The following is a 25,879-nucleotide window of genomic DNA, read 5'->3' as shown; positions in this document are numbered from 1 at the left end:
CGGCGCCGGATAGCCGCGGTCGTCAGCTTCATCGGCGAACTGCTGATCACGGCCGGCGTGGTGATGGGCCTCTTCGTCGCCTACTCGCTGTGGTGGACCAACGTCCTCGCCGACCGCGAGGCGCACCACCAGGGCGACCGGATCCGGCAGCACTGGGCCGATTCGTCGGGGCCGGAGGAGCAGAAGGAGCTGGACACCAAGGACGGCATCGGCTTCCTGCACGTCCCCGCGATGAAGAACGGCGAGGTGCTGGTCAAGAAGGGCACCAGCAGCAAGATCCTCAACGACGGGGTCGCCGGCTACTACACCGAGCCGGTGAAGTCCGCGCTGCCGCAGGACAAGAGCGGCAACTTCACGCTCGCCGCGCACCGGGACGGACACGGCGCCAAGTTCCACAACATCGACAAGCTCAAGGACGGCGACCCGATCGTCTACGAGTCGCAGCACCGCTGGTACGTCTACAAGGTCTTCGCGACCCTGCCGGAGACGACCAAGTTCAACGTCGACGTGCTGAACAAGGTCCCCAAGGAGTCCGGCAAGCGCAAGCCGGGCCGCTACATCACCCTGACGACCTGCACGCCGGTCTACACCTCGAACTACCGCTACATCGTCTGGGGCGAGCTGGTCCGCACCGAAAAGGTCGACGCCGACCGCACCCCGCCGAAGGAACTGCGCTAGCCGCCACCGCGGTACGCGGCGAGCGGGGCGGGTGACCCGCTGTCCGTCGCGCATGCGAGAGGGCCCGGGGCGAGTGATCGCCCCGGGCCCTCTCATGTGCTGGCTGCTGCCGCCGGTTGTGCCTCGGCGTCAGTGCTTGTCGCGGCCCCAGTTGCCGACGCCGCCCCACCAGCCGCCGTCGTCCCCGCCGCCGTCGTTCCCGTTGCCGGGCATCGTCGTGACGTTCACGGAGGTGCCCTTGGCGACCTCCGTGCCGGCGATCGGGTCGGAGACCACAACGGTGGAGTTGTCGTCCTGCGGACCGGTGATGTTGCCGACCGCGAGACCCATGTCGGTGAGGGTCTTCTTGGCGTCCTTGAGCTTCTGGTTGGCCAGGTCGGGCACCTGGACCTTCTCGGCAGCCTTGGCGACCGTCAGGGTGATCTGGGATCCGTTCTCGGCCTGGCTGCCGCCGGCCGGGTCCTGCGACAGCACGGTGTCGGCCGGCTGGTCGGACTCCTGATCGGTCCGGGACACCTTGAAGCCCAGGTCGGTCAGCTGCTTCTGCGCCTGGTCGAAGGGCTTGTTGGTGACGTCGGGCACCGAGGTCTTCGGCTTCTCGGCCGCGACGGTCAGGGTGATCGTCTTGTCCTTGGCCGCCTCGGTCTGGCTCTCGGGGTTCTGCTTGATGACCGAGCCCGGGGTCTGGTCGGAGGCCTCGCTGGTCTGCTGGATGTCGGTGAAGCCCTTGCCCTCCAGGATGGACTTCGCCTTGTCGAAGGTGTAGCCCTTCACATCCGGCACGGTGACCTTGGCGACGCCGGTGCACATCGTCACCGTGACCGTGTCGTCCTTCTCGATGTCGGAGCCGGCCGTCGGGTTCTGCTTGGTGACCTGCCCCTTCTTCACGTTGTCGCAGGTCTTGCTGCCGCCCTTGACGACCTTGAAGTCGCCGTTGCGGCCGGCCTGCCGCGCCTCGTCCAGGGTCTTGCCGACCAGGCTGGGGGCCGGGAAGCTGCCCTCGGTCTTGCCGCCACTGAACATCGCCTTGCCGATGAAGATCGCACCGATCAGCACCAGGATCGCCGCCAGGACCAGCAGGATCGTGGAGGTGCGGTTCTTCTTCTGGCCGCGGCGCCGGTCGGGCCGCTCGTCGTACCCGTAACCGCCGTCGTCCGGATTGGTCGGCGGCAGCATGGAGGTGGCGCCCGCCGGGTCCTGCGGCCGCAGCGTCGCGGTGGGCTGGTCCTGGTCGTAGCCGACGGCGCCGAGCGCCGCGGTGGCCGCGACCGGCTGCCCGTCCAGCGCGGCCTCGATGTCGGCGCGCATCTCGTCCGCCGACTGGTAGCGGTAGTCCGGGTCCTTGACCAGGGCCTTGAGGACGATCGCGTCCATCTCGGGCGTGATCTCGGGGTCGAAGTTGCTCGGCGGCTGCGGCTCTTCCCGCACGTGCTGGTACGCGACCGCGACCGGGGAGTCGCCGACGAACGGCGGCCGCACGGTCAGCAGCTCGTACAGCAGGCAGCCGGTGGAGTACAGGTCGGACCGCGCGTCGACGGTCTCGCCCTTGGCCTGCTCCGGGGAGAGGTACTGCGCCGTGCCGATCACCGCTGCGGTCTGCGTCATCGTCATGCCGGCATCACCCATCGCACGGGCGATGCCGAAGTCCATGACCTTCACCTGACCGGTGCGGGTCAGCATGACGTTCGCGGGCTTGATGTCGCGGTGGACGATGCCCGCCCGGTGCGAGTACTCCAGCGCCTGCAGCACGCCGATGGTCATCTCCAGAGACCGCTCGGGCAGCAGCTTGCGACCGGAGTGCAGCAGCTCACGCAGCGTGGAACCGTCGACGTACTCCATCACGATGTACGGGATCGAGACGCCGTCGACATAGTCCTCGCCGGTGTCGTACACCGCGACGATGGACGGATGGTTCAGCGAGGCTGCCGACTGGGCCTCACGGCGGAACCGGGCCTGGAAAGACGGATCGCGGGCCAGGTCGACCCGCAGCGTCTTCACAGCGACGGTGCGCCCCAGGCGGGTGTCATGGGCGAGGTAGACCTCGGCCATGCCGCCGCGGCCGAGCACCGAGCCCAGCTCGTACCGGCCGCCGAGGCGACGCGGCTCTTCCATAGCTACTCCAGCCCTCTCCGTCGATCCCGACCGCACCTGTGTGTGGTCCGGCGGTGTGCTGTTCGGGCATACCGTACCCGGCACGCCTGACGCGGCCCGGCCGCGGCCGCCACCTGATATGCGACCGGTACGGTCGTGACCGAGGTCACTTGTTGCCGTCGAGTACCGCCTCCATGACCGCCTTGGCGACGGGCGCCGCCAGCTTGCCACCGGCGATGTCGCCACGGAGGGTGTCGGAGCCCTCGATGACCACGGCGACGGCCACCGGGGTGCCCTTGTCGGTCTTGGCGTAGGAGATGAACCAGGCGTACGGGTTGTCCTTGTTGTCCTCGCCGTGCTGCGCGGTACCCGTCTTGCCGCCGACCGTCACACCCGGGATCTGCGCGGTGGTACCGGTACCGGTCTTGACGACCGTCTCCATCATGTCCTGCAGCTTCTGCGCGTTCTCCGGCTTCAGCGGCTCGCTGAGCTTCTCCGGCTGGGTCTGCTGCAGCACGTTCAGGTTCGGTGCGACCAGCTTGTCGACCATGTACGGCTTCATCAGCGTGCCGCCGTTGGCGACCGCCGAGGCGACCATGGCCATCTGGAGCGGCGTGGCGCGGTTGGAGGCCTGGCCGATGCCGGCCATGGCGTTCTGCGGCCGGTTGTCCTTGGGGTAGACGCTGGCGTCCGCGCGGACCGGCGTGAAGTGCTCCTTGTTGAAGCCGAACTCGTCGGCCTCCTTGATCATCTTCTCGTTGCCGAGGTCGGCGCTGATCTTGCCGAAGACGCTGTTGCAGGACACGCGCAGCGCCTCACGGAGGCTGGCGTCCTTGCACGGGAGGTTGCCCTCGTTGTTCAGCGGCTGGTGCGCGGTGTCCGGCAGGTAGTAGGGCAGCGGCGAGTTCGTCTTCGCGTCGATGTCCGTGTACAGGCCGTTCTCCAGCGCCGCGGCCGCGGTGACGACCTTGAAGGTCGAGCCCGGCGGGTAGGTCTGGCGCAGCGCCCGGTTCAGCATCGGCTCGTCGGGGTTGCTCTTCTTCAGCAGCCCGTTGTACGCCTTGGCGTCGTCGTCGCTCATGCCGGCGAAGCTGGACGGGTCGTAGGACGGTGCGGAGGACAGGGCGAGGATCGCGCCGGTCTCCGGGTTGATGGCCGCGACCGCGCCCTTCTTGCCCTTCAGGCCCTCGTACGCGGCCTTCTGCGCCTTGGCGTCGAGCGTGGTGACGACGTCGCCGCCCTGCTGCTTCTCGCCGGTGAACATGTCCACCGTGCGGCTGAAGAAGAGCTTGTCGTCGGTGCCGGTCAGGATCGGGTCGTACAGCTTCTCCAGCTGGTTGGCGTCGAACGCCTGCGAGGCGTACCCGGTGACCGGCGCCCACATGGGGCCTTCCTTGTACGTGCGCTTGTACTTGAAGTCGCCGCTGTCCGTGGTGGTCGAGCCGGTCACGGCCTTGTCGCCGACGATGATGTTGCCGCGCGGGATGCTGTACCGCTCGATGGCCACCCGGCGGTTGTGGGAATCGTTCTTGAGTTCGTCGGCCTGGACGAACTGCACCCAGTTGACGCGGATGAGCAGAGCGAGGACGAGAAGGCCGCAGAAGATCGCGACGCGGCGCAGGGGCTTGTTCACGGTCGGACCACCTGGGTCATCTCGGCGTCGGTCGAGGGGGCGGGGGCCGGGGCCGGCCGGCGCGCGGTGTCACTGATCCGGAGCAGGATCGCCACCAGCGCCCAGTTGGCGATGACGGACGAACCACCCTGCGCCAGGAACGGCATCGTCATACCGGTCAGCGGGATCAGCCCGGTGACACCGCCGGCGACGACGAAGACCTGCAGCGCGAACGCGCCGGACAGACCGACGGCCAGCAGTTTGCCGAACGGGTCGCGGGCGGCCAGCGCCGTACGGATGCCGCGCTCGATGAGCAGGCCGTACAGCAGCAGGATCGCCATCAGACCGGCCAGGCCGATCTCCTCGCCGACGGTGGCGAGGATGTAGTCGCTCTTCGGCGCGATACCGCCGATGAGGCGCGAGTAGCCCTGCCCCAGGCCCGTGCCGAGAATGCCGCCGGAGCCGAAGGAGTACATCGCCTGCGCGGTCTCGGTGACGCCGCCGTTCAGCAGGTCCAGGGGGTTGAGCCAGTTGTGCACACGGGTCTTCACGTGGGACTCGAAGGAGGCCACGGCCACCGCGCCGGCGCCGCTGAGCAGCAGACCGAAGACGATCCAGCTGGTCCGCTCCGTCGCGACGTACAGCATGATCACGAAGAGGCCGAAGAACAGCAGCGACGTACCGAGGTCGGTCTCGAAGACCAGGATCATCAGGCTGAGCGCCCAGATGACCAGGATCGGGCCGAGGTCGCGGCCGCGCGGCAGGTACAGGCCCATGAAGCGGCGGCTGGCCAGCGCCAGCGCGTCCCGCTTCACCATCAGGTATCCGGCGAAGAAGATCGCGATGATGATCTTCGCGAACTCGCCCGGCTGCAGCGAACCCACGCCCGGGATCGTGATCCAGATGCGGGCACCGAAGCGGGCCGGGAAGAACACCGGCAGGATCAGCAGGACCAGCGCCACCACCATCGAAATGTAGGTGTAGCGCTGCAGGACACGGTGGTCCTTCAGGAAGATCAGTACGCCCAGGAACAGCGCCACGCCCAGCGTCGACCACATCAGCTGCCCCGGCGCCATCGCCCCGCCCAGCTGCGGCGTGGTGATCTGCGGCTCCTGGTCCAGGCGCCAGATGAACACCAGGCCCAGGCCGTTCAGCAGCGTCGCGATCGGCAGCATCAGCGGGTCCGCGTACGGCGCCCACTTCCGCACGACCAGGTGCGCGACGCCCGCCAGCAGGCCGAGGCCCAGCGCGTAGCCGAGCACGCCCGCGGGGACCGTGTCCTCCTTGGCGAGCCCGACATTGATGTAGGCGAACACCGGGATGATCACGGCGAACACGAGCAGCGCCAGTTCGGTGTTCCGGCGGCTCGGGGCTCCGATCGTCCCGATGGTGGTGGTGTTGCTGGTACTGCTCATGAGATCAACTGCCCCCTACGCCCTCACTGCTGGGTGCTGCAATTCTTTTCCAGCCGCTGCTGCTCCGCGGAGGGGGAGTTGCTGGTGGACGGCGTGGGAGTGGGGCTCGCGCTGCTCGTCGAGCTGCCCGGCCCGGAGGTCGAGTCCGGCTTGGTACCGGCGGTCCCGCCGGCCCGGCCCTCGCTCTTCTTGCGGGCCGCCTCGCGCTCAGCGGCCTCCCGCTGCTGCATGGACTTGCACGCGCCGGCCTGCTTGCCGAGCTCGCCGACCTTGGCCAGCGCCTGCGTCCGGCTGTCGACCGCGATCGTCTCCTCGACCTGCTTGCGCTGGTAGGCCGGCAGGTACTTGAGTTCGATCTCGGGGTGGTCCTGGTCGATCTTGTTCATGCTGAACCACGCCAGGTCCTGGCTGATGCCCTGATACAGGGCCACATGCCCGCTCTTGGCACCCACGAAGTACTGCGACTGCGTCCAGCGGTACCCCGCGTACAGACCACCGCCGACCACGGCCAGACACAGCGCGACGATCAGCGTCGGCTTGATCCACCGGCCGCGCCGCCGCGGCTGCGCGTAGTCCTCGTCGACGAACGCGCCGTACGCGCCCTGCGGCGGAACCGTCTCGGCGCCGCTCCCTGGCGGGCCGAAGCCGCCGGACGGCTGCTGCGGTACGTCACCGCGACCGCCCCGCCCCAGCTCGGCCGCGCGGCCCGCCGGGGTCTGCATGGCACCGTCACCGAACTGGTGCTGGTTCTCCGCGACCGCGCCCACGATCACCGGGGTGTCGTTCAGCTGGCCCGCGAGGGTGTCGGTGTCGTCGACGTTCAGCACGTCGGCCACGATGCAGGTGATGTTGTCCGGGCCACCGCCGCGCAGCGCGAGCTGGATCAGCTCCTGCACCGTCTCGTGCGGGCCCTGGTAGCTGGCGAGGGTGTCCTCCAGCGTCTGGTGGCTCACCACCCCCGACAGACCGTCCGAACAGATCAGGTACCGGTCCCCGGCGCGCACCTCTCTGATGGAGAGGTCCGGCTCGACATGGTCACCGCTGCCCAGCGCCCGCATCAGCAGCGACCGCTGCGGGTGCGTCGTGGCCTCTTCCTCGGTGATCCGGCCCTCGTCGACCAGCCGCTGCACCCACGTGTGGTCCTGCGTGATCTGGGTCAGCACCCCGTCGCGCAGCAGGTACGCACGGGAGTCGCCGACGTGCACGAGGCCGAGCCGCTGTCCGGTCCACAGCAGGGCGGTCAGGGTCGTCCCCATGCCCTCCAGCTGCGGGTCCTCCTCGACCATGACGCGCAACTGGTCGTTGGCGCGCTGCACGGCAGTACCGAGCGAGGTGAGGATGTCGGAACCCGGCACATCGTCGTCGAGCTGGACGAGGGTGGAGATCACCTCGGACGAGGCGACCTCACCGGCGGCCTGGCCGCCCATGCCGTCGGCAATGGCGAGCAGGCGCGGGCCGGCGTACCCGGAGTCCTCGTTGCCCTCCCGGATCATGCCCTTGTGGGACCCCGCGGCAAAGCGCAGTGACAGACTCATGCGCACCTCGCCCGTCGGCTCGGGGTACAGCCGGTCTCGCGCCACACTGCCCACCCTCCGGTCGGGAGCGCGCACGGGCCGGCCGAGTGGACCGCCGCGGCTCGCTCGCTCCGCTCGCTCATTGTCGTACTACTTCCGCAGCTCGATGACGGTCTTGCCGATGCGGATCGGCGCTCCCAGCGGAATCGGCGTCGGAGTCGTCAGCCGGGTCCGGTCGAGATACGTGCCGTTCGTGGACCCGAGGTCCTCGACGATCCACTGCCCGTCACGGTCCGGGTAGATCCTGGCATGCCGGCTGGAGGCGTAGTCGTCGTCCAGCACGATCGTGGAATCGTGCGCCCGTCCCAGCGTGATGGTCTGGCCCTGCAGGGCGACCGTCGTACCCGTGAGGGTCCCTTCGGAGACCACCAGCTTGGTGGGTGCGCCGCGGCGCTGGCGGTTGTTGCCGCCGCGCCCGCTCTCCTGACGACGCTGCGCCTGCTGCGGTGCCGCCGCCTGCCGCTGTGCGCCCCGCGGCTCCTGGCCCCCGCGACGAGCGGCGCCGCGCTGCGTGACGCGCGTGCCGAACAGATCGCTGCGGATGACCTGTACGGCCACGATGACGAACAGCCACAGTACGGCGAGGAAACCCAACCGCATGACCGTGAGGGTCAGCTCTGACATTGCCCCCGCTTCACCCTTCGGCTTGCCGGTAAACGATGGTGGTGCTGCCCACGACGATCCGCGAGCCGTCGCGGAGCGTAGCGCGGGTGGTGTGCTGCCCGTCCACCACGATGCCGTTCGTCGACCCGAGATCCTGGATCGAGGACGGCGATCCGGTCCGGATCTCGCAGTGGCGGCGCGAGACCCCCGGATCGTCGATGCGTACATCGGCGTCGGTGCTGCGGCCGAGCACCAGCGTCGGACGCGAGATCTGATGGCGGGTGCCGTTGATCTCGATCCAGCGCCGGGTCTCGGCCTGCGGCTGCGGTCCGGCGCCGGTGCGCGCGGCCTGCGGCGCACCGGGCGGAGGAGACGAGGGCATGGGGGGCGGGCCCACGTGTCCGCCGCCGGGCCGGCCGGCCCGGGCCGCGCCTGCCCCCTGCGGGGCGGCGCCTCCCTGCTGTGACGAACTGGCGGCGAGAGTGCGGCTGCGCACGCGGTACAGGCCGGTGTCGAGGTCCTCCGCCTTTTCGAGGTGGACCTTGATCGCGCCCATGAACGTGTAGCGCTGCTGCTTGGCGTAGTCCCGCACCATGCTGGACAGCTCGTCGCCGAGCTGACCGCTGTAGGGGCTGAGGCGCTCGTAGTCCGGCGTGCTCAGCTCCACGATGAAGTCATTGGGGACGACGGTCCGGTCGCGGTTCCAGATCGTGGCGTTGTTGTCGCACTCACGCTGGAGCGCGCCCGCGATCTCCACGGGCTGCACCTCGGACTTGAACACCTTGGCGAAGGTGCCGTTGACGAGGCCCTCGAGACGCTGCTCGAAGCGTTTCAGTACTCCCACGGGGCACCTCCTTCCTCAGTCTTCTTCAGGGTCGCCCCTGTACTGCTTACTGATCGTATCCACGCGTCGGGAAAACAGCTGGTTCCCCTTTCCCGCCTAGAGGACGAGTGTCGCCTCTCACAAGGTTGCCCACGCTCGCCGTCCCATGCTGACTGCGATCGTAGATGCGGCCGGACGACAGTGTCCCGCAACTGCCGGGCTCCCCGGGCGGGCGGGGCCGTTGAGGAGGTGCGCGGGGCCCGGATGGACCTTTGTGGCGGGCGCCGTACTGACGCGACGGGGAGGATTGGATGCCCGCAGCGGGGCCGGGCGGGTGACCGGCGCACGAGCGGTCCGTACGAGCCGGAGCGCGTAGCGTTCGAGAGCGGCGCCCGGGACCGGCCATGAAGCCGTCGGGGAGACGCCCCAGGTCCGGCCGTGAGGTGGCCCGCGGAGAACGAGTGTGAAGGCACCCCTCGCAGCGTGCTAATGTTTTCCATGTCGAAAGGCGCTCCCGCCGAAGACCCGGACCAACGGCCCGGATCACCGGTGAGAGAATCGAACGGCAACACCCATGCGCGGGTGGCGGAATAGGCAGACGCGCTGGATTCAGGTTCCAGTGCCCGAAAGGGCGTGGGGGTTCAACTCCCCCCTCGCGCACAGAGGACCCCCGGTCCCGGAGAGATCCGGACCGGGGGTTTTTCGTTGTTCGGGGTGCTGTGGGGGCGGCCGCGGGGTGGTTGCGGCGGGGAGCAGTGACAGAGAAGGGGATGTGAGGCGTACCTCACATCCCCTCTCCGGTGGGCCGGTCGGGCTCAGGCGGCGACGCGCTCCGCGAGCTCCTTGGCCTTGGTGACCGCCTCCTGCTGGACCTTCTCGCGGGAGGCCTCGAAGAGCGGGATCAGCTCGGCCATCGCCGGATTCGACGGGGCCATGGTGAGCTCGGGCACGATGAAGTGCACCTCGAAGCCGAAGGCGCCGGTCAGCACGGACTCCAGGTAGTTCTGCACGTACTCGAAGCTCTCGCGCGGGGTGCCCGGGGCGTAGCTGCCGCCACGGCTCGCGACGACGACGACCGGGGTGCCCTTCGCGGACGGGGTCTCGCCGGCGGTGCGGCCCATGATGATCGTCTGGTCCAGCCACGCCTTCAGGGTCGACGGAATCGTGAAGTTGTACATCGGGGCGCCGATGACGATCGCGTCCGCCTGCTCGATCTCCTCGGCGAGCTTCGTCCGCACCGCGAACGCCGACTGCTGCTCCGGAGTGTGGGTGGCGGGGTCACTGAAACCGGCCGAGGCGGCGACGCCGTCGAGGTGCGGCAGCGGGTCGACGGCCAGATCGCGGTGGATCACCGTGCCGCCGGGGTGCTGCTCCTCCCAGGTCTTACGGAACGCGGTGGTCACCGCGCGCGAGGCGGAGACGCCTTCGGGGGAGACGGACGAGTCGATGAGCAGCAGCGTGGCCATGGTGGGCTCCTGGTGGCTGGAGGCCGGTAGGGGCCGGGGCCGATGGCCGGCGTCCCCTTCCTCGGCAGTGGATGGAAAACCGTATGTTCCTATTAATAGCACAGTAGCTTACTTTTCTGCAGTCCCCAACGGGAAAGCAGTACCCTGGTCTCATGGCTGAGCGCGGCGGAGAGGCATGCAAGCAGGTCGACAGCGGTATGACGCGCGTCTTCGGGCTGCTCGGAAAGCGGTGGACGGGGCTGATCGTGGCCACCTTGATGTCCGGCCCGGTGCACTTCGCCGATCTTCGGCGGGCGATCCCGGGCATCAGTGAGCGCATGCTCTCCGACCGCCTCGTGGAACTGGGCTCGGCGGGCCTGGTGGTCCGCGAGGTCGACGCCGGACCGCCGCTGCGCGTCGCGTACCGGCTCTCCACCGCCGGCCTCGCCCTGGAGCCGGCGCTCAAGGAACTCGCACGCTGGGCCGAGACGTATCTCGCGGACGGCGGCCAGTGCCCGGAGCGGTTTCGGGACTGACGGGGGCGAGCCTCTTCGGGGCCCGGTGCCGTTTTGAGCGGCGGGCGTGCGATCGGCTTTGAGCGGTGGGCGCGCGATCAGCCCAGCTGCTGCTGTGCCTCGTTGTAGCGCAGCAGGTACGAGGCGAAACGCTCCAGATCCGCGTCGTTCCATGCGGCCAGCCGGTCGGTGAAGGCCTGGCGGCGCTGCGCGCCCGCGCTGGCCAGTACCTGGGCGCCCAGTTCGGTGGGGTGCAGCACCTGGACGCGATGGTCGTCGGGGTCGACGCGGCGCTCGACGAAGCCCAGCCGCTCCAGCGCGGAGATCTGTCGGCTCACCGTGGACTTGTCCAGCAGGTAATGCGCGGCGAGGTCGGTGGCGCGGCAGCCCTTCTGGTCGTCCAGGTGGGCGAGGAGGGTGTACGAGACGAGCGAGAGCTCGGGGTGCATCCGGGCCGCGATGGCGCGGGCGCGACGCGCGAACGCGGTCAGCTCCTGCTGAATGATCCCGACGGAGTCGTCTCGCTTTGCCACTGTCTTTGCCTTTCGTGATTTTGTTGCATATTACAACTTATTGTGTGGTTGTGTAAGTCGGCGTGTGGCGCGTGAGCAGCCGTCCGAGCCGTGTGAGCCGTCTGTTCCGCACCCTCTCCCGACCCTCTCCCGCAAGTTATCCACAGGCCCTGCCGCCCGACGCTGCCTGTCGGTAGCGTCATCTCCATCAACATTCCGCACGCGGCATCCGACCGAAAAGACGGGGATGGATGGCCTGATGGGGCGGGTGGTGAGGGGGTTGGGGAGGGGTGGGGGCGGGGCCCCCGGGAGAGAGGGGAAACGGTTCGGCGAGGCTTCCTCCACCCGCCTCCCCCGCCCCGCGCCCCCATCCCCCGCCTCACCCCTGGGCCGATTCCGCCCGTCCCGCGCCCATTCCGCCCGCCCCGATCCCCCCGCCCCCGATCCCCCAGCCCCCGATCCCCCCGCCACTCCCCACCCCAGCTAGCCGCGCCCGGCCCCGGCCGCCCACTTTTCGCACCCCCGACCCCGACCCCGGCCCCGGCCCCGATCCCAAAGGACCCGGCATGGAATCTCTTCGTCTCCCCTACGTCAGTGGTTTTGCGCGGCGCGGTGATGTCGGGCCCGGGCCGAAGGCGGTCGGTAAGGGGCTGCGGGAGACGGTTCCGCGGTCCGCGCTCGGTGAGCCGGCTCTCGGGGCGGGCCGTCCCGACGCCGTGGCGGCCGTGGAGGAGTCCAACGCCGGGCGCATTCCGGAGCTGATTCCGATACGGGTCGGCCGGATGGCGGCCTCGCCGTTCGCCTTCCTGCGCGGTTCGGCCGGGCTGATGGCGTACGACCTGATGACCACGCCCGTTACGGGCATCGCGGCGCAGATCTGCGGCGACGCGCATGCCGCGAACTTCGGTCTGTACGCCGATGCGCGCGGGCGGCTCGTGATCGATCTGAACGACTTCGACGAGACCCTGCGGGGGCCGTGGGAGTGGGACCTGAAGCGGCTGGCCACCTCGTTCGTCCTGGCGGGCCGTGAAGCGGGGGTCGGCGAGGACACCTGCCGGGACGCGGCGCGGGACGCCGCGGGCGCGTACCGCCGCACGATGCGGCTGCTGGCGCGGATGCCGGCGCTCGACGCGTGGAACGCCATCGTGGACGAGGACCTGGTCTCGCACGCCGACGCCCGGGACCTGGTGGGCACTCTGCAGCACGTCATGGACAAGGCGCGCAAGAACACCAGCGCGCGGTTCGCGGCGAAGGCGACCGAGGTGGTGCCGGACGACTCCGGTGCCGGGCCTGGCGACGGCGGAGCGAGGGGTGCCGATGGCCGTCGTGGGAGTGGGCTGCGGCGGTTCGTGGATGCGCCGCCCGTGCTGTGGCGGGTGCCGGACGCGGAGGCCGCGGCGGTGGTCTCGTCGCTCGGCGGGTACCTGCGGACGCTGCCCGAGGACCGGCTGCCGCTGCTGTCCCGGTACGCGGTGCACGATGTGGCGTTCCGCGTGGTCGGCACGGGCAGTGTGGGCCTGCGATCGTACGTCGTCCTGCTGGTGGATCTGCGGGGTGAGCCGCTGATCCTGCAGGTGAAGGAGGTCCGTGGGTCGGCGCTGGCGCCGTACGTGCAGAAGGCGGGGTTCGAGATGGCGCCGGTGGAGCACGAGGCGCGCCGGGTGGTGCTGGGCCAGAAGCGGATGCAGGTGGTGAGCGACATGCTGCTGGGCTGGACGACGGTGGACGGCGCGGAGGCGGCGGGCGGGCGCCGGGAGGGGCTGCCGTTCCAGGTGCGGCAGTTCCGCAACCGCAAGGGGAGCGTGGATCCGGCGGCGCTGCCCGCGGACGAGCTGGATGATTACGCGCGGATGACCGGTGCGCTGCTGGCCAGGGCGCATGCGCACAGTGTCGACCCACGGCTGGTCGCCGGGTACTGCGGGAAGAACGAGGCGCTGGACGACGCGGTGGCCGCCTTCGCGGTGGCGTACGCGGACCGTACGGAGGCGGACCACGAGGAGCTGGTGACGGCGGTGCGCAACGGCCGGATGGCCGCGGAGCCGGGAGTGTGAGCCGGGCCGTAGGGTGGCCGGGTGACGAACTCGCAAGCGGAGAACGGGCAGGACGGCCAGGCAGCCGGCGGTGGCGGAGGCCCGCAGGGCCCGGCGGCGGGCGGCCCCGAGGGAAGTGACGCGGGGACCGCACGGCTGGCGCAGGCCGTGCGGGCGGCCGAGCAGGCACTGATCGAGTTCGAGATCGCGGTGGAGACCTTCCGGGTGGAGGTCGAGAACTTCTCGCGCCTGCACCACCAGCGGCTCGGGCCGATGTACTCGCGGCTGGACGAGCTGGACGCGCAGATCGCGGAGGCTGTCGCCGCGCGGTCGGGCGATCCGGAGGACGCGCGCAGGGCGCAGGAGCTCCGTGCCGCCGTGCTGCCGATGCCGGGTGTGGAGGAACTGTTCCACGGCTGGATGGGCGGGGAGGGCCTGTGGCCTGAGGCGCAGGCGATGCTCACGGACCAGCCGGTACGTCCGCCGCAGAAGGTGCGGCCCAGCGAGGAGGCCCGCAAGGTGTACCGGGAGCTGGTGCGGAAGGCGCATCCGGACCTGGCGCAGGACGAGCGGGAGCGGGAGCGCCGGGACGCCTTCATCGTGCGGGTCAATGCCGCGTACGCCGCGGGTGACGAAGGGGCGCTGGGGGAGCTGGCGGCGGAGTGGGAGGCCGGGCCGGTACCGCAGGAGCGGCTGCTGAGCGAGAGCGAGGAGCTGTATGCGCGGCTGGAGTGGCTGGCCGAGCGCAAGGAGCTGCTGACGGCGCTCGCGGCGGAGCTGGAGGACAGTGCGATCGGTCAGATGCTGAAGATGGCGCCGGCGGATCCGGACGCGCTGCTGGAGGAGATCGCGGAGAAGCTGCTGGCGGATGTCGCGGAGCGCGAGCAGCGGCTGGCGCAGCTGGTCGGATAGCGCGGCGCGTGCGGGGACGCCGGTCGGGTAGCGTCGTGTCCATGCATTTCGGTTCTGTGCCCACGGTTGGTGTCGATGCGCTCGCGCCTGCGGATTTCCTGCTGGACGTGCGGGAGGACGACGAGTGGAAGGCCGGGCACGCCGAGGGTGCCCTGCACATCCCGATGAGTGACTTCGTCTCGCGTTACGGCGAGCTGACGGAGAAGGCGCCCGAGGACGGCAAGGTGTATGTGCTGTGCCGGGTGGGGGGCCGTTCGGCGCAGGTGACGCAGTACCTGGTGCAGCAGGGCCTCGACGCGGTGAACGTCGACGGCGGCATGCAGGCATGGGAGGCCGCCGGTCGTCCGGTGGTCACCGATGAGGGCGGGACCGGCGTGGTCATCTGACGCCCGACCGAGGGTTGTTGGCGGCGGCGCTCTGTTTCACGTGAAACGTGGGGCGGGGCGCCGCCGTTTTTCAGGTCTGCTTGCAGGGGGAGGCGTTTCACCCCAGTGGGTGGGCGGCCAGCAGGTCTCCCAGGGCTTCCTCATGGGCCGGTGCGGAGCCGAGGGTGAGCTCCAGTTGCTTGGCCCAGGCGTGGTAGCGGTGCAGCGGGTAGTCGGTGTCGGCGCCGAAGCCGCCGTGCAGGTGCTGCGCGGTCTGTACGACGCGGCGTACGCCCTCCGCGGCCCAGATCTTGGCGACGGCCACGTCGCCCGCCGGTGGCAGGGCGCCGGGTGCGCCGGAGCCGAGGCGCCAGGCTGCCTGCCAGAGGGTGGCTTCCATGGCCCGCAGGTCGATGTACCGGTCGGCGGCCTGTACGGCGACGGCCTGGAACGTGGCGACGGGGTGGCCGAACTGTTCGCGGGTGCCGGTGTACGCGGCGGTCATGGCGAGGACGCGCTCGCCCAGCCCTAGGGCCTGCGCGCAGGTGCCGACGGTGAGGAGCTGCCGCAGCCGTTCCCAGGCGTCCGGGTCGGTGATCATCTCGTGGTCGGTGAGCCGTGCGGCGTCCAGGCGTACCTCGGCGTACCGCTCTCCGTTGGTGGAGGTCTGCTCGGTGAGGGTGACGGAGGGGTGGTCGCGGGGGACGAGGGCGAGTACGGCGGCGCCGTCGTGGGTGTGGGCGGGGAGCAGGAGGTGATCGGCGCTGTGGGCCCAGGGCACGGCGGTGTGCGTGCCGTCCAGGGTCCAGTGGGCGCCTTCGCGGTGTGCGGTGACGGCCAGTTCGGCGGGCTCGTGGCCCGTGCGACCGGCGCCGGCGGCGGTGAGGACCAGTTCGCCGCGGCCGACGCGGGGCAGCGTCTCCTCGCCGAGGGCGGGGGCGCCGTACGTCTGCAGGGCGAGGGCGGCGGCGGTGGTCTCCAGCAGCGGTACGCGGGCGAGGGACTTGCCGGCTTCGCGCAGGACGAGGCAGAGGGCGACGGGGTCGAGTCCGGTGCCGCCGTACGCGGGGTCGAGGCAGAGGGAGAGCAGGTCGGCGTCGGCCAGGGTGCGCCAGAGGCCGCGGTCGATGTCGTCGGCGACGGCTCCGGCGGTGAGGGCGGGTGAGGGGACGGCGTCGGGGATGACTCCGGAGAAGACGGCCTCGGCCGCTTCCGCGGCCGCCTGCTGTTCCTCGGTGAAGGTGAAGTCCACGGGTCTGTCCTTCCGCACGCACCGTTGGGGGCTGCAAGGTAGAACAGGTTGCAGGAATGGGGAAGGGCGATGGGTGGGTGTGGTGCGGCCGGTGCCATCCGTACGGGGCGCCCGGGCGGCACGGGGACGTGCCGAGCCTGTGCACAACCGGGGGATCACTGTCGCCGCGCACGCCTCCTGGGTACGGTTCCGTGGCGGGACGGCCCGCACAGGACCGGGAAACGGGGCAGGAATGCAGTCATACGCGGAGGAATCGCGACCACCAGAGACACCACCGGCGTCCGCGCTCTCACTGCCCTCGAGGATCGTGCTGGCGACCGTCGCGGGCGGGATCGCGGTCGCCGCGCTGGTCCATATCGCGATGATGTTCCTGCACGTCGCCCCGTCGAACACGCTCACCAAGGCGCACGGCGCGGCGGTCGGCGACTACGTCTACCCGGAGTACGAGCAGAACTGGAAGCTGTTCGCGCCCAATCCGCTGCAGCAGAACGTCTCGGTACAGGTCCGCGCGGAGATACGCCCCGGGGACGGCGGCAGCGCCCGCACGACAGGCTGGACCGACCTGTCGGCGCGCGACGGCCGGGCCATTCACCACAACCTCTTCCCCAGCCATACGCAGCAGAATCAGCTGCGCCGCGCCTGGGAGTCCTTCGTCGGTTCGCACGACGAACAGAACCGCGCCACCGGCCTCCGCGGTGAGCTCTCCGAGCGCTATCTGCGGCGGATCGCGCTGGGCCGCCTCGGCGAGCAGTGGACGGCGGCCGGCGGCACGGTCGGCCGGGTGGAGTTCCGGTCGGTGACGACGCCGGTGAGCCCGCCGCCGTGGAGCGCGGAGAAGATCAGCACCAAGCCCGTGTACCGCGTGCTGCCCTGGTGGCCGGTCACCGTCGACGACCTGCCCGAGGGGGCGAGCAACCAGTGACCACCCATGCCACGGAGCGCGGGAGCACCGACGAGCAGGACTACGTCGTACGCGACACCTGGATAGAGCGCGTGATCGGCCGCGGGTTCGCCCGCGTCACGGCCGGCCCGTTCGCCCCGTACCAGTCCGCGGTGATCCGTATCGGCTTCGCCATGACCTGGCTGCTGTTCCTGCTGCGCGAGTGGCCGAACCGCCATGAGCTCTACGGGCCGGACGGGGCGTTCAGCCTGGACATGGCCCGCCGGCTGCTCGACAGCAACGGGGCGTTCTCGGTGCTGGTCTGGTCCGACGGGCGCGGCTGGTTCGAGCTGGTGTACGCGCTGGCGATGCTCTCCAGCGCGCTGCTGATGGTCGGCTGGCGCACCCGCACCATGTCGGTGCTGTTCATGATCGGCGTACTGTCGCTGCAGAACCGCAGCATCTTCCTCGGGGACGGCGGCGACAACGTCATCCACCTGATGTCGATGTACCTGGTCCTGACCCGGTGCGGGCAGGTCTGGTCGCTGGACGCGCGGCGCGCGCGGCGGGCGGCAGCGGCGGGCGCCGGGGACGTGCCCGGCCGGGACGCGACCGGCATCGTGCTGTGGTCGGTCCTCGGGCTCGTCCTCGCGCTCGCCCAGCTGGCGGGACTGTACGGGCTGGAGTGGACGGGCGACGGGCCGTTCCCGCACGTGGGCTGGGGCCTGACGCTGTGGACGCTGTGGCTGGCGCACGGCGCGTGGTGGTGGGTGCGCCGCTACGCGCCGGGCGAGCCGCGTGCGGTCCTGAACACCGTCGCCGACCTCGCGCACAACGGCGCGCTGCTGGTCATCGTGGTCGAGGTCTGCCTGATCTACGCCACGGCCGGCTGGTACAAGATCCAGGGTGGCCGCTGGCAGGACGGCACCGCGGTCTTCTACCCGATGCACCTGGACTACTTCTCGCCGTGGCCCGAGCTGTCCGCGCTGCTCGCGGGCAGCGGACTGCTCATCATGCTGATCACCTACGGCACGGTGATCGTGCAGGTCGCGTTCCCCTTCACGCTCTTCAACCGGCGCCTGAAGAACGTCCTGCTGGTGGCCATGATCCTGGAGCACCTGTCGATCGCGGTGCTCCTCGGACTGCCGTTCTTCTCCCTCGCGATGGTGGCGGCGGACGCGGTCTTCCTGCCGACGAACTTCCTGCGGTGGCTGGGGGCGCGCGCCTCGGCCCTCCGCGCCCGGCTGCTCCCGGGCAGCGCCCCGCGGTCCGCGCCCGCGGCGCCGGAGGCCGGGCCGGAGCCGGCCGACGGGCCGGGGGCTCGTACGCGGGAATCCGGCGGTGGCCATACGCTCGTGGGGTGAGCAGCGAGAACACCGCTCCCGGCAGCGGTCAGGACACCACCGGCAGCGGTCAGGACACCACCGGCAGCGGCCGGGAGACCTCCGGCCCGCGCACCACCGGCGCGGCGACGATCCTCCCCGACGAGTCCGCGCGGACCGCCGAACCCGTGCAGTACGACGAGGGGTTCGCGACGGTCGTCGGGGTGGGGCCGCACCCGGAGCCCTGGCCGCAGGACGAGCGGTACGACCCGGAGCTGCTCGCGCACGGTGACCGGCGCAACGTCGTCGACCAGTACCGCTACTGGTCCCGCGAGGCGATCGTCGCCGACCTGGACACCCGCCGCCACGACTTCCATGTGGCGGTGGAGAACTGGGGCCACGACTTCAACATCGGCTCGGTCGTACGGACCGCCAACGCCTTCCTGGCCAAGGAGATCCACATCGTCGGCCGGCGGCGCTGGAACCGGCGGGGCGCGATGGTGACCGACCGCTACCAGCATGTACGCCATCACCCCGACACCGCCGACCTCACCGCCTGGGCGGCCGCCGAGGACCTGCCGATCATCGGGATCGACAACCTCCCCGGCGCCGTCCCGCTGGAGACCACGGAACTGCCTCGGCGCTGCGTACTGCTCTTCGGCCAGGAAGGTCCGGGCCTCACGGAGGACGCCCGGGCGCACGCCGCGATGGTCTGCTCGATCGCGCAGTTCGGCTCGACCCGCTCGATCAACGCGGGGGCGGCGGCCGCCATCGCCATGCACGCCTGGATCGGCCGCCACGCCCGCATCGAAGGCCCCGCGTAGGGGCGCGGGTCAGGCCTGCCGGCGCACCTCCACCGTCCGGAACCGGTTGGCCACGAATGCCGCGTCGCACAGCGCGGCGTTCGCCGCCGGGTTGCCGCCGGAGCCGTGGAAGTCGGAGAACGCCGCGGTCTGGTTGACGTACACCCCGCCCGTGAGGTTCAGCGACAGCTGCGCGCACTCCTCCAGGCAGGCCTCCTCGACCAGCCGCTCCACCTCGGAAGAGGTGGTGTACGCGCCGACGGTCATGGCGCCCTTGTCGCGCAGCGTACGGCGCAGCAGCTCCACGCCCTCCGGCGTGGAGTCCACCGCGACGGCGAAGGAGACGGGGCCGAAGCACTCGGACAGGAAGGGCGGTTCGGCGTCCGCGCTCTCCCACTGCTTCCGCTCGCCGTCCGCCTTGACGACGACGGGCGTGCGGACCGTGGCGCCGGGGAAGTCGGGGTGCGTCACCTCGCGGGAGGGCAGCGCGACCTCGCCGAGCTCCGGTGCGGCCGTGATGCGCTCGGCGACCTGGGGGTTCACGATCGCGCCGAGCAGGGCGTTGGCCCGGGCGTCGTCGCCGAGCAGCTTCTGCACGGCGCCCGCGAGGTCCTCGACGACCTCGTCGTACGACTTGCGCCCGGCGTCCGTGGTGATGCCGTCCCGGGGGATGAGGAGGTTCTGCGGGGTGGTGCACATCTGGCCGCTGTAGAGGGACAGCGAGAACGCCAGGTTGCCGAGCATGCCCTTGTAGTCGTCCGTGGAGTCGATGACGACGGTGTTGACGCCGGCCTTCTCCGTGAACACCTGGGCCTGGCGGGCGTTCTCCTCCAGCCAGTCGCCGAACGCGGTGGAGCCGGTGTAGTCGATGACGCGGACCTCGGGGCGCAGCGCGAGGACCTTGGCCAGGCCCTCGTCGGGGCGGTCCACGGCGAGCGCGACGAGATTCGGGTCGAAGCCTGCCTCGGCGAGCACCTCGCGCGCTGCGCGGACGGTGAGGGCGAGCGGCAGGACGGCCCGCGGATGCGGCTTGACCAGCACCGCATTGCCGGTGGCCAGGGAGGCGAAGAGGCCCGGGTAGCCGTTCCACGTGGGGAAGGTGTTACACCCGATCATCAGGGCGACGCCGCGCGGGACGGCCTGGAAGGTCTTGCTGAGCTCCAGCGGGTCGCGCTTGCCCTGCGGCTTGGACCAGGAGGCCTCGCCGGGGGTGCGGGTCTGCTCGGCGTAGGCGTACGCCACCGCCTCCAGGCCGCGGTCCTGGGCGTGCGGCCCGCCGGCCTGGAACGCCATCATGAACGCCTGGCCGCTGGTGTGCATCACCGCGTGCGCGAACTCGTGGGTGCGGGCGCTGATGCGGGCGAGGATCTCCAGGCACACCGCGGCGCGGGCCTCGGGCCCGGCGTCCCGCCAGGCCGGCATCGCCGCGCGCATGGCGGGCAGCAGGACGTCGGGGTCGGAATGCGGGTAGGAGATGCCCAGCTCGATGCCGTACGGCGAGACCTCCTGGCCGGTCCAGCCGTCGGTGCCGGGCTGGTCCAGCTCGAAACGGGTGCCGCGGAGGGCGTCGAAGGCGGCCTGGCCCTCGGGCGCGGCATTCTCGCCGTACGCCTTGGGGTGCTCCGGGTGCGGGGACCAGTACGCGCGGCTGCGGATGGTTTCCAGCGCCTTGTCGAGCGTGGGGCGGTGCTTCTCGATCAGCTGCGTGGTGGTCGGGTCGGCGGCCATCGGGGAACCAACTCCTCGTCGATCAGGCTGGGAGCGGACAGGCAACGGAGCTAGAGTAACCGAACGATCGGTCGGGGCAAGGGGGCTTGGAAAGCCTGTGGAAAACTCCGCGGACGCGCCGGTCACCATGGCGGCGTCGCGGCCCCGGGACCCCGCCGCTCTCCCGCCTGCCGCCGTTCCGTCCCGCTCCCCGGTCCGCTGCGCGGCCCCGTCCGGAAAGCTGCTGTAATCATGACCATGGCCAAGCGCGACACCTACACGCCCGATTCGCTGCTCGCGGTCGCCGTCGAGGTGTTCAACGAGCGCGGGTACGACGGCACGTCCATGGAGCACCTCTCCCGGGCCGCCGGCATCTCCAAGTCCTCCATCTACCACCACGTGCGCAGCAAGGAAGAGCTGCTGCGGCGGGCCATAAGCCGGGCGCTGGACGGCCTCTTCGGCGTGCTCCAGGAGTCGGGTGCGACCCAGGGGCGGGCGATCGAGCGGCTGGAGTACGTGACCCGGCGCGAGGTCGAGGTGCTGATCGCGGAGCTGCCGTACGTGACGCTGCTGCTGCGGGTACGGGGCAACACCGACACGGAGCGGTGGGCCATGGAGCGCCGCCGCGACTTCGACAACGAGGTCGCCGAGCTGCTGAAGGCGGCGGCCGCCGAGGGCGACCTGCGGCCGGACGCCGACATCCGGCTGGCGACGCGGCTGCTCTTCGGCATGATCAACTCGATCGTCGAGTGGTACCGGCCGGGCCGCGGCGGCTCGGCGAGCAGCGAAGAGGTCGCCGACGCCGTGGTCCGCACCGCCTTCGCGGGCCTGCGCAACGAGGCCTGACCCCGCACGGCTCCCGCCGCGCCGGACGCCCGGACCGGCGGGTCAGCCCTCCGGTTCGAGGTCGGTCTCCTCGAAAACCAGCAGGGTGCGGGTGGAGAGCACCTCCGGTATCGACTGGATGCGGGTGAGGACCAGCTCCCGCAGCGCCCGGTTGTCCTGCGTGTGGACCAGCAGCAGGACATCGAAATCCCCGCTGACCAGCGCGATGTGGGCGGCGCCCGGCAGCGCCTGGAGCGCTTCGCGGACCGTGCGCCAGGAGTTCTGCACGATCTTCAGCGTGATGTACGCCGAGGCGCCCTGGCCTGCGCGTTCCTGGTCCACTCGGGCGCTGAAGCCGCGGATCACGCCGTCGTCCAGGAGCCGGTTTATCCGCGCGTAGGCATTGGCGCGGGAGATGTGCACGCGGTCGGCCACGGACCGTATCGACGCCCGGCCGTCGGTCTGGAGCATGCGCAGGATGTCGCGGTCCACGGCGTCCAGCGCGCGGACGGGCTGCCGTCCGGCGGGATTGACCATCTGTTCGTCCGGCATGCCGTCCCGTCTCCCCTTCTTGGACGTCCTGACTCCATTCCAGGCTGTGCAGAACCGATTGTCCACAGGCTTCCCCCGCCTGTAGCCAAAATGTGTCGGCAACCGAACAATCGGTAGGGAGGGGTACGGCCCACCGGCCGGTGCCCCTGTATCGCAGTTTTCCCTTCAGCCGCCCGTCCCCACCCCGTACGAGGCGCACAGCGCCACCCCCTTCGAACCGAGGAGGTGCCCTCATGACGGTCCTCGAGCAGCCCGGCAGCAGCAGGCACGGCAGCACCGCGACCGGCGACCGCCCTGTCCCGCCGCCCGCCTGGCGCCCCCGCGTCGACCCCGGGCCCCTCCTGCCCGACGAGGAGCCCTACCGGGTCCTGGGCACGGACGCCGCCGGCAAGGTGGACACCGCCCTTTTGAAGCGGCTGTACGAGCAGCTGGTCAGCGGCCGCCGGTACAACACCCAGGCCACCGCCCTCACCCGCCAGGGCCGCCTCGCCGTCTACCCCTCCTCCACCGGCCAGGAGGCCTGTGAGGTGGCCGCGGCGCTGGCCCTGGAGGAGCGGGACTGGCTCTTCCCCAGCTACCGCGACACCCTCGCCGCCGTCGCCCGCGGCCTGGACCCCGTGCAGGCGCTCACCCTGCTCCGCGGCGACTGGCACACGGGGTACGACCCGCACGAGCACCGCGTGGCGCCGCTGTGCACCCCGCTGGCGACCCAGCTGCCGCACGCGGTGGGCCTCGCGCACGCCGCCCGCCTCAAGGGCGACGACGTCGTCGCCCTCGCCATGGTGGGCGACGGCGGGACCAGCGAGGGCGACTTCCACGAGGCGCTGAACTTCGCGGCCGTATGGCAGGCACCGGTCGTCTTCCTGGTGCAGAACAACGGCTTCGCGATCTCCGTGCCGCTCGCCAAGCAGACCGCAGCCCCCTCCCTCGCCCACAAGGCGGTGGGGTACGGCATGCCGGGCCGACTGGTGGACGGCAATGACGCGCCCGCGGTGCACGAAGTGCTCGGCGAGGCCGTCGAATGTGCCCGCCGCGGCGGTGGCCCCACCCTCGTGGAGGCGGTGACGTACCGCATGGAGGCGCACACCAACGCCGACGACGCCACCCGCTACCGCAGCGACGCCGAGGTCGAGGAGTGGCGCGACCACGACCCGATCGCCCTGGTGGAGCGCGAGCTGGCCGCGCGCGACCTGCTGACGCCCGGCTACGTGAGCGGGACGAAGGACGCGGCGGAGGAGATGGCCGGCGCGCTGCGCGCCCGGATGAACGCCGACCCGGCGCTGGACCCGATGGATCTCTTCGCCCATGTGTACGCAGCGCCGACCGGCCAGCTGCGCGAGCAGTCGGACCAGCTGCGGGCCGAGATCGAAGCGGAAGGGGAGCACTGATGAGCACGGCAGCCGCCGCCGGGGGCGCGACCGCGACGGAGCGCAGGCCCGCCACGATGGCGCAGGCCCTCACGAGAGCGCTGCGGGACGCCATGGCCGAGGACCCGGCCGTGCACATCATGGGGGAGGACGTCGGGCAGCTCGGCGGCGTCTTCCGGATCACCGACGGCCTCGCCGCCGAATTCGGCGAGGACCGCTGCAGCGACACCGCACTCGCCGAGGCCGGCATCCTCGGCACGGCGGTCGGCATGGCGATGTACGGCCTGCGGCCCGTCGTCGAGATGCAGTTCGACGCGTTCGCCTACCCCGCCTTCGAGCAGCTGGTCAGCCATGTGGCGCGGATGCGCAACCGCACACGGGGCACGATGCCGATGCCGCTGACCATCCGTATCCCGTACGGCGGCGGCATCGGCGGCGTCGAGCACCACAGCGACTCCTCCGAGGCGTACTACATGGCCACGCCCGGGCTCCAGGTGCTCGCCCCGGCGACCGTCGCCGACGCGTACGGCATGCTGCGGGCCGCGATCGCCTCCGACGACCCGGTGGTCTTCCTGGAGCCGAAGCGGCTGTACTGGTCCAAGGCCGACTGGTCCCCCGAGGAGCCCACGCCCGTCGCGCCCATAGGCCGCGCGGAGATCCGCCGTACGGGGCGCAGCGCCACTCTGATCACGTACGGGCCGTCGCTGCCGGTCTGTCTGGAGGCGGCCGAGGCGGCGCGCGAGGAGGGCTGGGACCTGGAGGTGCTGGACCTGCGCTCCCTCGTGCCGTTCGACGACGAGACGGTGTGCGCGTCCGTACGGCGCACGGGGCGTGCCGTCGTCGTTCACGAGTCCACGGGCTTCGGCGGTCCCGGAGGGGAGATCGCCGCCCGGATCACCGAGCGCTGCTTCCACCACCTGGAAGCGCCCGTCCTGCGGGTCGCCGGTTTCGACATCCCGTATCCGCCGCCGATGCTGGAGCGGCACCACCTGCCCGGCGTCGACCGCGTCCTGGACGCCGTGGCGCGCCTGCAGTGGGAGTCCGACTGGACCGGGGACGGCACCGGGCGCGGCGCCGGCGGCCCCGAGGGGAGTGGTGCGTGATGGCCGAGGTGCGCGAGTTCCCGCTGCCCGACCTGGGCGAGGGGCTGACCGAGGCGACGATCGTGCGCTGGCTGGTCGAGGTGGGCGAGGTGGTCGCCGTCGACCAGCCGGTGGTGGAGGTCGAGACGGCCAAGGCGATGGTCGAGGTGCCGTGCCCGTACGGCGGCGTCGTCACGGCCCGCATGGGCACGGAGGGCGACGAACTGCCCGTGGGCGCGCCCCTGGTGACGGTCGCGGTGGGCGCGTCGGAGCGCGGCCACGGCGGACCCGCCGGAGCCGAGCCGCGGCGGAAGGCCGCCGAGTCGTCCGACACCTCCGAGAAGTCCGAGGGCTCGGGGAACGTCCTGGTGGGGTACGGGACGAGCGCCCCGGCCGGGCGGAGGCGACGGGTACGGCCGGCGGCTGGCACGGGGAGCCGGGCGGCCGGGGCGTCGGGGAGCGGTGCCCGTGGGGTCGACCCCGGCAGGCTCACCGGGGTCGTTGGGTCCGGTGGGGCTGACGGGGCGCGTGAGGAAGCCGCGGAGGCCGGCTCGTCCCGGGCGGTGGCCCGTGAGTCCGGTGCGGCCGGGCCCGTGCCGGTGATATCGCCGCTGGTGCGGCGGCTGGCGCGGGAGCACGGTGTGGACCTGCGCACGGTGCGGGGGAGCGGTCCCGAGGGGCTGATCCTGCGGTCCGACGTGGAGCGTGAGCTGCGCGTACCGGAGCAGGCCGAGGCCATGGGCGCCGTTGCCGCGGGCACCGGACCTGCGGCGACGGAGGGCGCCGAGCGGCTGCCCCTGAAGGGGATGCGCGGTGCCGCGGCCGAGAAGTTCAGCCGCAGCCGGCGGGAGATACCGGATGCGACCTGCTGGGTGGACGCCGACGCCACGGAGCTGCTCGCCGTGCGCCGCGCCATGAACGCGGCCGGCGGACCGAAGGTCTCGCTGCTCGCGCTGCTGGCCCGGATCTGCACGGCGGCCCTCGCGCGCTTCCCGGAGCTGAACTCCACCGTCGACACCGCGAACCAGGAGGTCGTCCGGCTCCCCGAGGTGCACCTGGGCTTCGCGGCGCAGACCGACCGCGGCCTGGTCGTGCCGGTGGTACGGGACGCGCACGTCCGCACGGCGGAGGGCCTCTCCGCGGAGATGGCCCGGCTCACCGAGACCGCCCGGGCCGGCCGGCTCGCACCCTCGGAGCTGATGCACGGCACATTCACCCTCAACAACTACGGCGTCTTCGGGGTCGACGGCTCCACGCCGATCATCAACCACCCCGAGGCCGCGATGCTGGGCGTCGGGCGCATAGCCGCCAAGCCGTGGGTGCATGAAGGGGAGTTGGCCGTACGGAGCGTCGTACAGCTCTCGCTCACCTTCGACCACCGGGTGTGCGACGGCGGCGTCGCGGGCGGCTTCCTCCGCTTCGTGGCGGACTGCGTGGAACAGCCGGCGGTACTGCTGCGGGGGCTGTGACGGGCGGCCGCAGGGACGAACCCGGGGTACGGGTGGGGTGTTGAT

General features: G+C 71.0%; 23 protein-coding genes and 1 tRNA gene. 13 read left to right on the top strand and 11 right to left on the bottom strand.

Annotated elements, in window-relative coordinates:
- Positions 1-9 precede the first annotated feature (9 nt).
- Positions 10-678, top strand: a complete 669-nt coding sequence (locus ACIGQF_RS30105; RefSeq protein ID WP_399717151.1) for a class E sortase — start codon at positions 10-12, stop codon at positions 676-678.
- Between the two features lie 129 nt (positions 679-807).
- Here the strand turns inward: ACIGQF_RS30105 and pknB are convergent, their stop codons facing one another.
- From pknB to ACIGQF_RS30075, 6 genes are all read right to left on the bottom strand, one after another.
- On the bottom strand, positions 808-2,790 hold the full coding sequence (gene pknB, locus ACIGQF_RS30100) for a Stk1 family PASTA domain-containing Ser/Thr kinase (protein WP_399716657.1): 1,983 nt from the start codon (positions 2,788-2,790) through the stop codon (positions 808-810).
- 145 nt (positions 2,791-2,935) lie between these two features.
- Positions 2,936-4,402, bottom strand: coding sequence for a peptidoglycan D,D-transpeptidase FtsI family protein (locus ACIGQF_RS30095; RefSeq protein ID WP_399716655.1), 1,467 nt, complete (start codon positions 4,400-4,402; stop codon positions 2,936-2,938).
- Positions 4,399-5,796, bottom strand: coding sequence for an FtsW/RodA/SpoVE family cell cycle protein (locus tag ACIGQF_RS30090; protein ID WP_399716652.1), 1,398 nt, complete (start codon positions 5,794-5,796; stop codon positions 4,399-4,401). The genes ACIGQF_RS30095 and ACIGQF_RS30090 overlap by 4 nt, the downstream gene beginning before the upstream one ends.
- A gap of 23 nt (positions 5,797-5,819) precedes the next feature.
- Positions 5,820-7,331, bottom strand: coding sequence for a PP2C family protein-serine/threonine phosphatase (locus ACIGQF_RS30085; RefSeq protein ID WP_399716650.1), 1,512 nt, complete (start codon positions 7,329-7,331; stop codon positions 5,820-5,822).
- A gap of 129 nt (positions 7,332-7,460) precedes the next feature.
- Positions 7,461-7,994 (bottom strand): FHA domain-containing protein, encoded by a 534-nt coding sequence (locus ACIGQF_RS30080; RefSeq protein ID WP_361553434.1) that lies wholly within the window; start codon positions 7,992-7,994, stop codon positions 7,461-7,463.
- Positions 7,995-8,004: 10 nt separating this feature from the next.
- Positions 8,005-8,817, bottom strand: coding sequence for an FhaA domain-containing protein (locus ACIGQF_RS30075; RefSeq protein WP_399716647.1), 813 nt, complete (start codon positions 8,815-8,817; stop codon positions 8,005-8,007).
- Between the two features lie 555 nt (positions 8,818-9,372).
- On the opposite strand from ACIGQF_RS30075, the gene ACIGQF_RS30070 reads away from it, so the two are divergent.
- Positions 9,373-9,456 (top strand) — tRNA-Leu (locus ACIGQF_RS30070).
- 155 nt (positions 9,457-9,611) lie between these two features.
- On the opposite strand, the gene ACIGQF_RS30065 is transcribed toward ACIGQF_RS30070, so the two are convergent.
- Positions 9,612-10,262 carry an FMN-dependent NADH-azoreductase gene (locus ACIGQF_RS30065; protein ID WP_399716644.1) on the bottom strand — a complete coding sequence of 217 codons (651 nt, stop codon included), beginning with the start codon at positions 10,260-10,262 and terminating at the stop codon, positions 9,612-9,614.
- 152 nt (positions 10,263-10,414) lie between these two features.
- On the opposite strand from ACIGQF_RS30065, the gene ACIGQF_RS30060 reads away from it, so the two are divergent.
- Positions 10,415-10,777, top strand: coding sequence for a helix-turn-helix domain-containing protein (locus tag ACIGQF_RS30060; RefSeq protein WP_361553444.1), 363 nt, complete (start codon positions 10,415-10,417; stop codon positions 10,775-10,777).
- A 77-nt stretch (positions 10,778-10,854) separates the two neighbouring features.
- Here ACIGQF_RS30060 and ACIGQF_RS30055 read toward each other — a convergent pair whose 3' ends face one another.
- Positions 10,855-11,289 carry a MarR family winged helix-turn-helix transcriptional regulator gene (locus tag ACIGQF_RS30055; RefSeq protein WP_399716640.1) on the bottom strand — a complete coding sequence of 145 codons (435 nt, stop codon included), beginning with the start codon at positions 11,287-11,289 and terminating at the stop codon, positions 10,855-10,857.
- A gap of 545 nt (positions 11,290-11,834) precedes the next feature.
- On the opposite strand from ACIGQF_RS30055, the gene ACIGQF_RS30050 reads away from it, so the two are divergent.
- From ACIGQF_RS30050 to ACIGQF_RS30040, 3 genes are read left to right on the top strand one after another with little or no spacing between them, the layout of a single operon-like run.
- Positions 11,835-13,319, top strand: coding sequence for a DUF2252 domain-containing protein (locus ACIGQF_RS30050; RefSeq protein ID WP_399716638.1), 1,485 nt, complete (start codon positions 11,835-11,837; stop codon positions 13,317-13,319).
- 21 nt (positions 13,320-13,340) lie between these two features.
- Positions 13,341-14,210 carry a hypothetical protein gene (locus ACIGQF_RS30045; protein ID WP_399716635.1) on the top strand — a complete coding sequence of 290 codons (870 nt, stop codon included), beginning with the start codon at positions 13,341-13,343 and terminating at the stop codon, positions 14,208-14,210.
- A gap of 41 nt (positions 14,211-14,251) precedes the next feature.
- Positions 14,252-14,596, top strand: coding sequence for a rhodanese-like domain-containing protein (locus tag ACIGQF_RS30040; RefSeq protein ID WP_361553456.1), 345 nt, complete (start codon positions 14,252-14,254; stop codon positions 14,594-14,596).
- A 97-nt stretch (positions 14,597-14,693) separates the two neighbouring features.
- Here ACIGQF_RS30040 and ACIGQF_RS30035 read toward each other — a convergent pair whose 3' ends face one another.
- Positions 14,694-15,827 (bottom strand): acyl-CoA dehydrogenase family protein, encoded by a 1,134-nt coding sequence (locus ACIGQF_RS30035; protein ID WP_399716631.1) that lies wholly within the window; start codon positions 15,825-15,827, stop codon positions 14,694-14,696.
- A gap of 232 nt (positions 15,828-16,059) precedes the next feature.
- Between ACIGQF_RS30035 and ACIGQF_RS30030 the strand changes: the two genes are divergently transcribed.
- The 3 genes from ACIGQF_RS30030 to ACIGQF_RS30020 all read left to right on the top strand — a co-directional run bounded on the left by ACIGQF_RS30030 (position 16,060) and on the right by ACIGQF_RS30020 (position 18,853).
- Positions 16,060-16,749: a DUF5819 family protein gene (locus tag ACIGQF_RS30030; RefSeq protein WP_361553462.1), complete on the top strand. Its 690-nt coding sequence runs from the start codon at positions 16,060-16,062 to the stop codon at positions 16,747-16,749.
- Positions 16,746-18,071: an HTTM domain-containing protein gene (locus ACIGQF_RS30025; protein WP_399716627.1), complete on the top strand. Its 1,326-nt coding sequence runs from the start codon at positions 16,746-16,748 to the stop codon at positions 18,069-18,071. Before ACIGQF_RS30030 ends, ACIGQF_RS30025 begins: the two co-directional genes overlap by 4 nt.
- A gap of 110 nt (positions 18,072-18,181) precedes the next feature.
- Positions 18,182-18,853, top strand: coding sequence for a TrmH family RNA methyltransferase (locus ACIGQF_RS30020; protein WP_399717148.1), 672 nt, complete (start codon positions 18,182-18,184; stop codon positions 18,851-18,853).
- 9 nt (positions 18,854-18,862) lie between these two features.
- Here the strand turns inward: ACIGQF_RS30020 and paaN are convergent, their stop codons facing one another.
- Entirely contained in the window at positions 18,863-20,560 is a 1,698-nt protein-coding gene (gene paaN / locus ACIGQF_RS30015; protein WP_399716624.1) for a phenylacetic acid degradation protein PaaN, read from the bottom strand.
- 231 nt (positions 20,561-20,791) lie between these two features.
- Here paaN and ACIGQF_RS30010 point away from each other — a divergent pair, with 231 nt between their 5' ends.
- Entirely contained in the window at positions 20,792-21,385 is a 594-nt protein-coding gene (locus tag ACIGQF_RS30010) for a TetR/AcrR family transcriptional regulator (protein ID WP_361553468.1), read from the top strand.
- 42 nt (positions 21,386-21,427) lie between these two features.
- Here ACIGQF_RS30010 and ACIGQF_RS30005 read toward each other — a convergent pair whose 3' ends face one another.
- Entirely contained in the window at positions 21,428-21,916 is a 489-nt protein-coding gene (locus ACIGQF_RS30005) for an Lrp/AsnC family transcriptional regulator (RefSeq protein ID WP_361553471.1), read from the bottom strand.
- A 233-nt stretch (positions 21,917-22,149) separates the two neighbouring features.
- Between ACIGQF_RS30005 and pdhA the strand changes: the two genes are divergently transcribed.
- From pdhA to ACIGQF_RS29990, 3 genes are read left to right on the top strand one after another with little or no spacing between them, the layout of a single operon-like run.
- Positions 22,150-23,304, top strand: a complete 1,155-nt coding sequence (gene pdhA, locus ACIGQF_RS30000) for a pyruvate dehydrogenase (acetyl-transferring) E1 component subunit alpha (RefSeq protein ID WP_399716620.1) — start codon at positions 22,150-22,152, stop codon at positions 23,302-23,304.
- Complete coding sequence (locus ACIGQF_RS29995; RefSeq protein WP_399716617.1) at positions 23,304-24,386, top strand: alpha-ketoacid dehydrogenase subunit beta; 1,083 nt, start codon at positions 23,304-23,306, stop codon at positions 24,384-24,386. The genes pdhA and ACIGQF_RS29995 overlap by 1 nt, the downstream gene beginning before the upstream one ends.
- Complete coding sequence (locus tag ACIGQF_RS29990) at positions 24,386-25,834, top strand: dihydrolipoamide acetyltransferase family protein (protein WP_399716614.1); 1,449 nt, start codon at positions 24,386-24,388, stop codon at positions 25,832-25,834. The genes ACIGQF_RS29995 and ACIGQF_RS29990 overlap by 1 nt, the downstream gene beginning before the upstream one ends.
- Positions 25,835-25,879: the final 45 nt, after the last annotated feature.

The sequence above is a fragment of the Streptomyces sp. NPDC053560 genome (assembly GCF_044544605.1).
Classification (GTDB): domain Bacteria; phylum Actinomycetota; class Actinomycetes; order Streptomycetales; family Streptomycetaceae; genus Streptomyces.
Note: the sequence above shows the minus strand (reverse complement) of the source record. Positions and strands in the feature narration are given on the sequence as shown.

Bases quoted from the DNA above. Each gene is read 5' to 3' on its own strand.
- ACIGQF_RS30090 (WP_399716652.1), bottom strand. From the start codon at position 5,796: ATGAGCAGTACCAGCAACACCACCACCATCGGGACGATCGGAGCCCCG.
- ACIGQF_RS30010 (WP_361553468.1), top strand. From the start codon at position 20,792: ATGACCATGGCCAAGCGCGACACCTACACGCCCGATTCGCTGCTCGCG.
- ACIGQF_RS30030 (WP_361553462.1), top strand. From the start codon at position 16,060: ATGCAGTCATACGCGGAGGAATCGCGACCACCAGAGACACCACCGGCG.
- ACIGQF_RS30065 (WP_399716644.1), bottom strand. From the start codon at position 10,262: ATGGCCACGCTGCTGCTCATCGACTCGTCCGTCTCCCCCGAAGGCGTC.
- pdhA (WP_399716620.1), top strand. From the start codon at position 22,150: ATGACGGTCCTCGAGCAGCCCGGCAGCAGCAGGCACGGCAGCACCGCG.
- pknB (WP_399716657.1), bottom strand. From the start codon at position 2,790: ATGGAAGAGCCGCGTCGCCTCGGCGGCCGGTACGAGCTGGGCTCGGTG.
- ACIGQF_RS29995 (WP_399716617.1), top strand. From the start codon at position 23,304: ATGAGCACGGCAGCCGCCGCCGGGGGCGCGACCGCGACGGAGCGCAGG.
- ACIGQF_RS30080 (WP_361553434.1), bottom strand. From the start codon at position 7,994: ATGTCAGAGCTGACCCTCACGGTCATGCGGTTGGGTTTCCTCGCCGTA.
- ACIGQF_RS30040 (WP_361553456.1), top strand. From the start codon at position 14,252: ATGCATTTCGGTTCTGTGCCCACGGTTGGTGTCGATGCGCTCGCGCCT.
- ACIGQF_RS30005 (WP_361553471.1), bottom strand. From the start codon at position 21,916: ATGCCGGACGAACAGATGGTCAATCCCGCCGGACGGCAGCCCGTCCGC.
- ACIGQF_RS30085 (WP_399716650.1), bottom strand. From the start codon at position 7,331: ATGAGTCTGTCACTGCGCTTTGCCGCGGGGTCCCACAAGGGCATGATC.
- ACIGQF_RS30050 (WP_399716638.1), top strand. From the start codon at position 11,835: ATGGAATCTCTTCGTCTCCCCTACGTCAGTGGTTTTGCGCGGCGCGGT.
- paaN (WP_399716624.1), bottom strand. From the start codon at position 20,560: ATGGCCGCCGACCCGACCACCACGCAGCTGATCGAGAAGCACCGCCCC.
- ACIGQF_RS29990 (WP_399716614.1), top strand. From the start codon at position 24,386: ATGGCCGAGGTGCGCGAGTTCCCGCTGCCCGACCTGGGCGAGGGGCTG.
- ACIGQF_RS30060 (WP_361553444.1), top strand. From the start codon at position 10,415: ATGGCTGAGCGCGGCGGAGAGGCATGCAAGCAGGTCGACAGCGGTATG.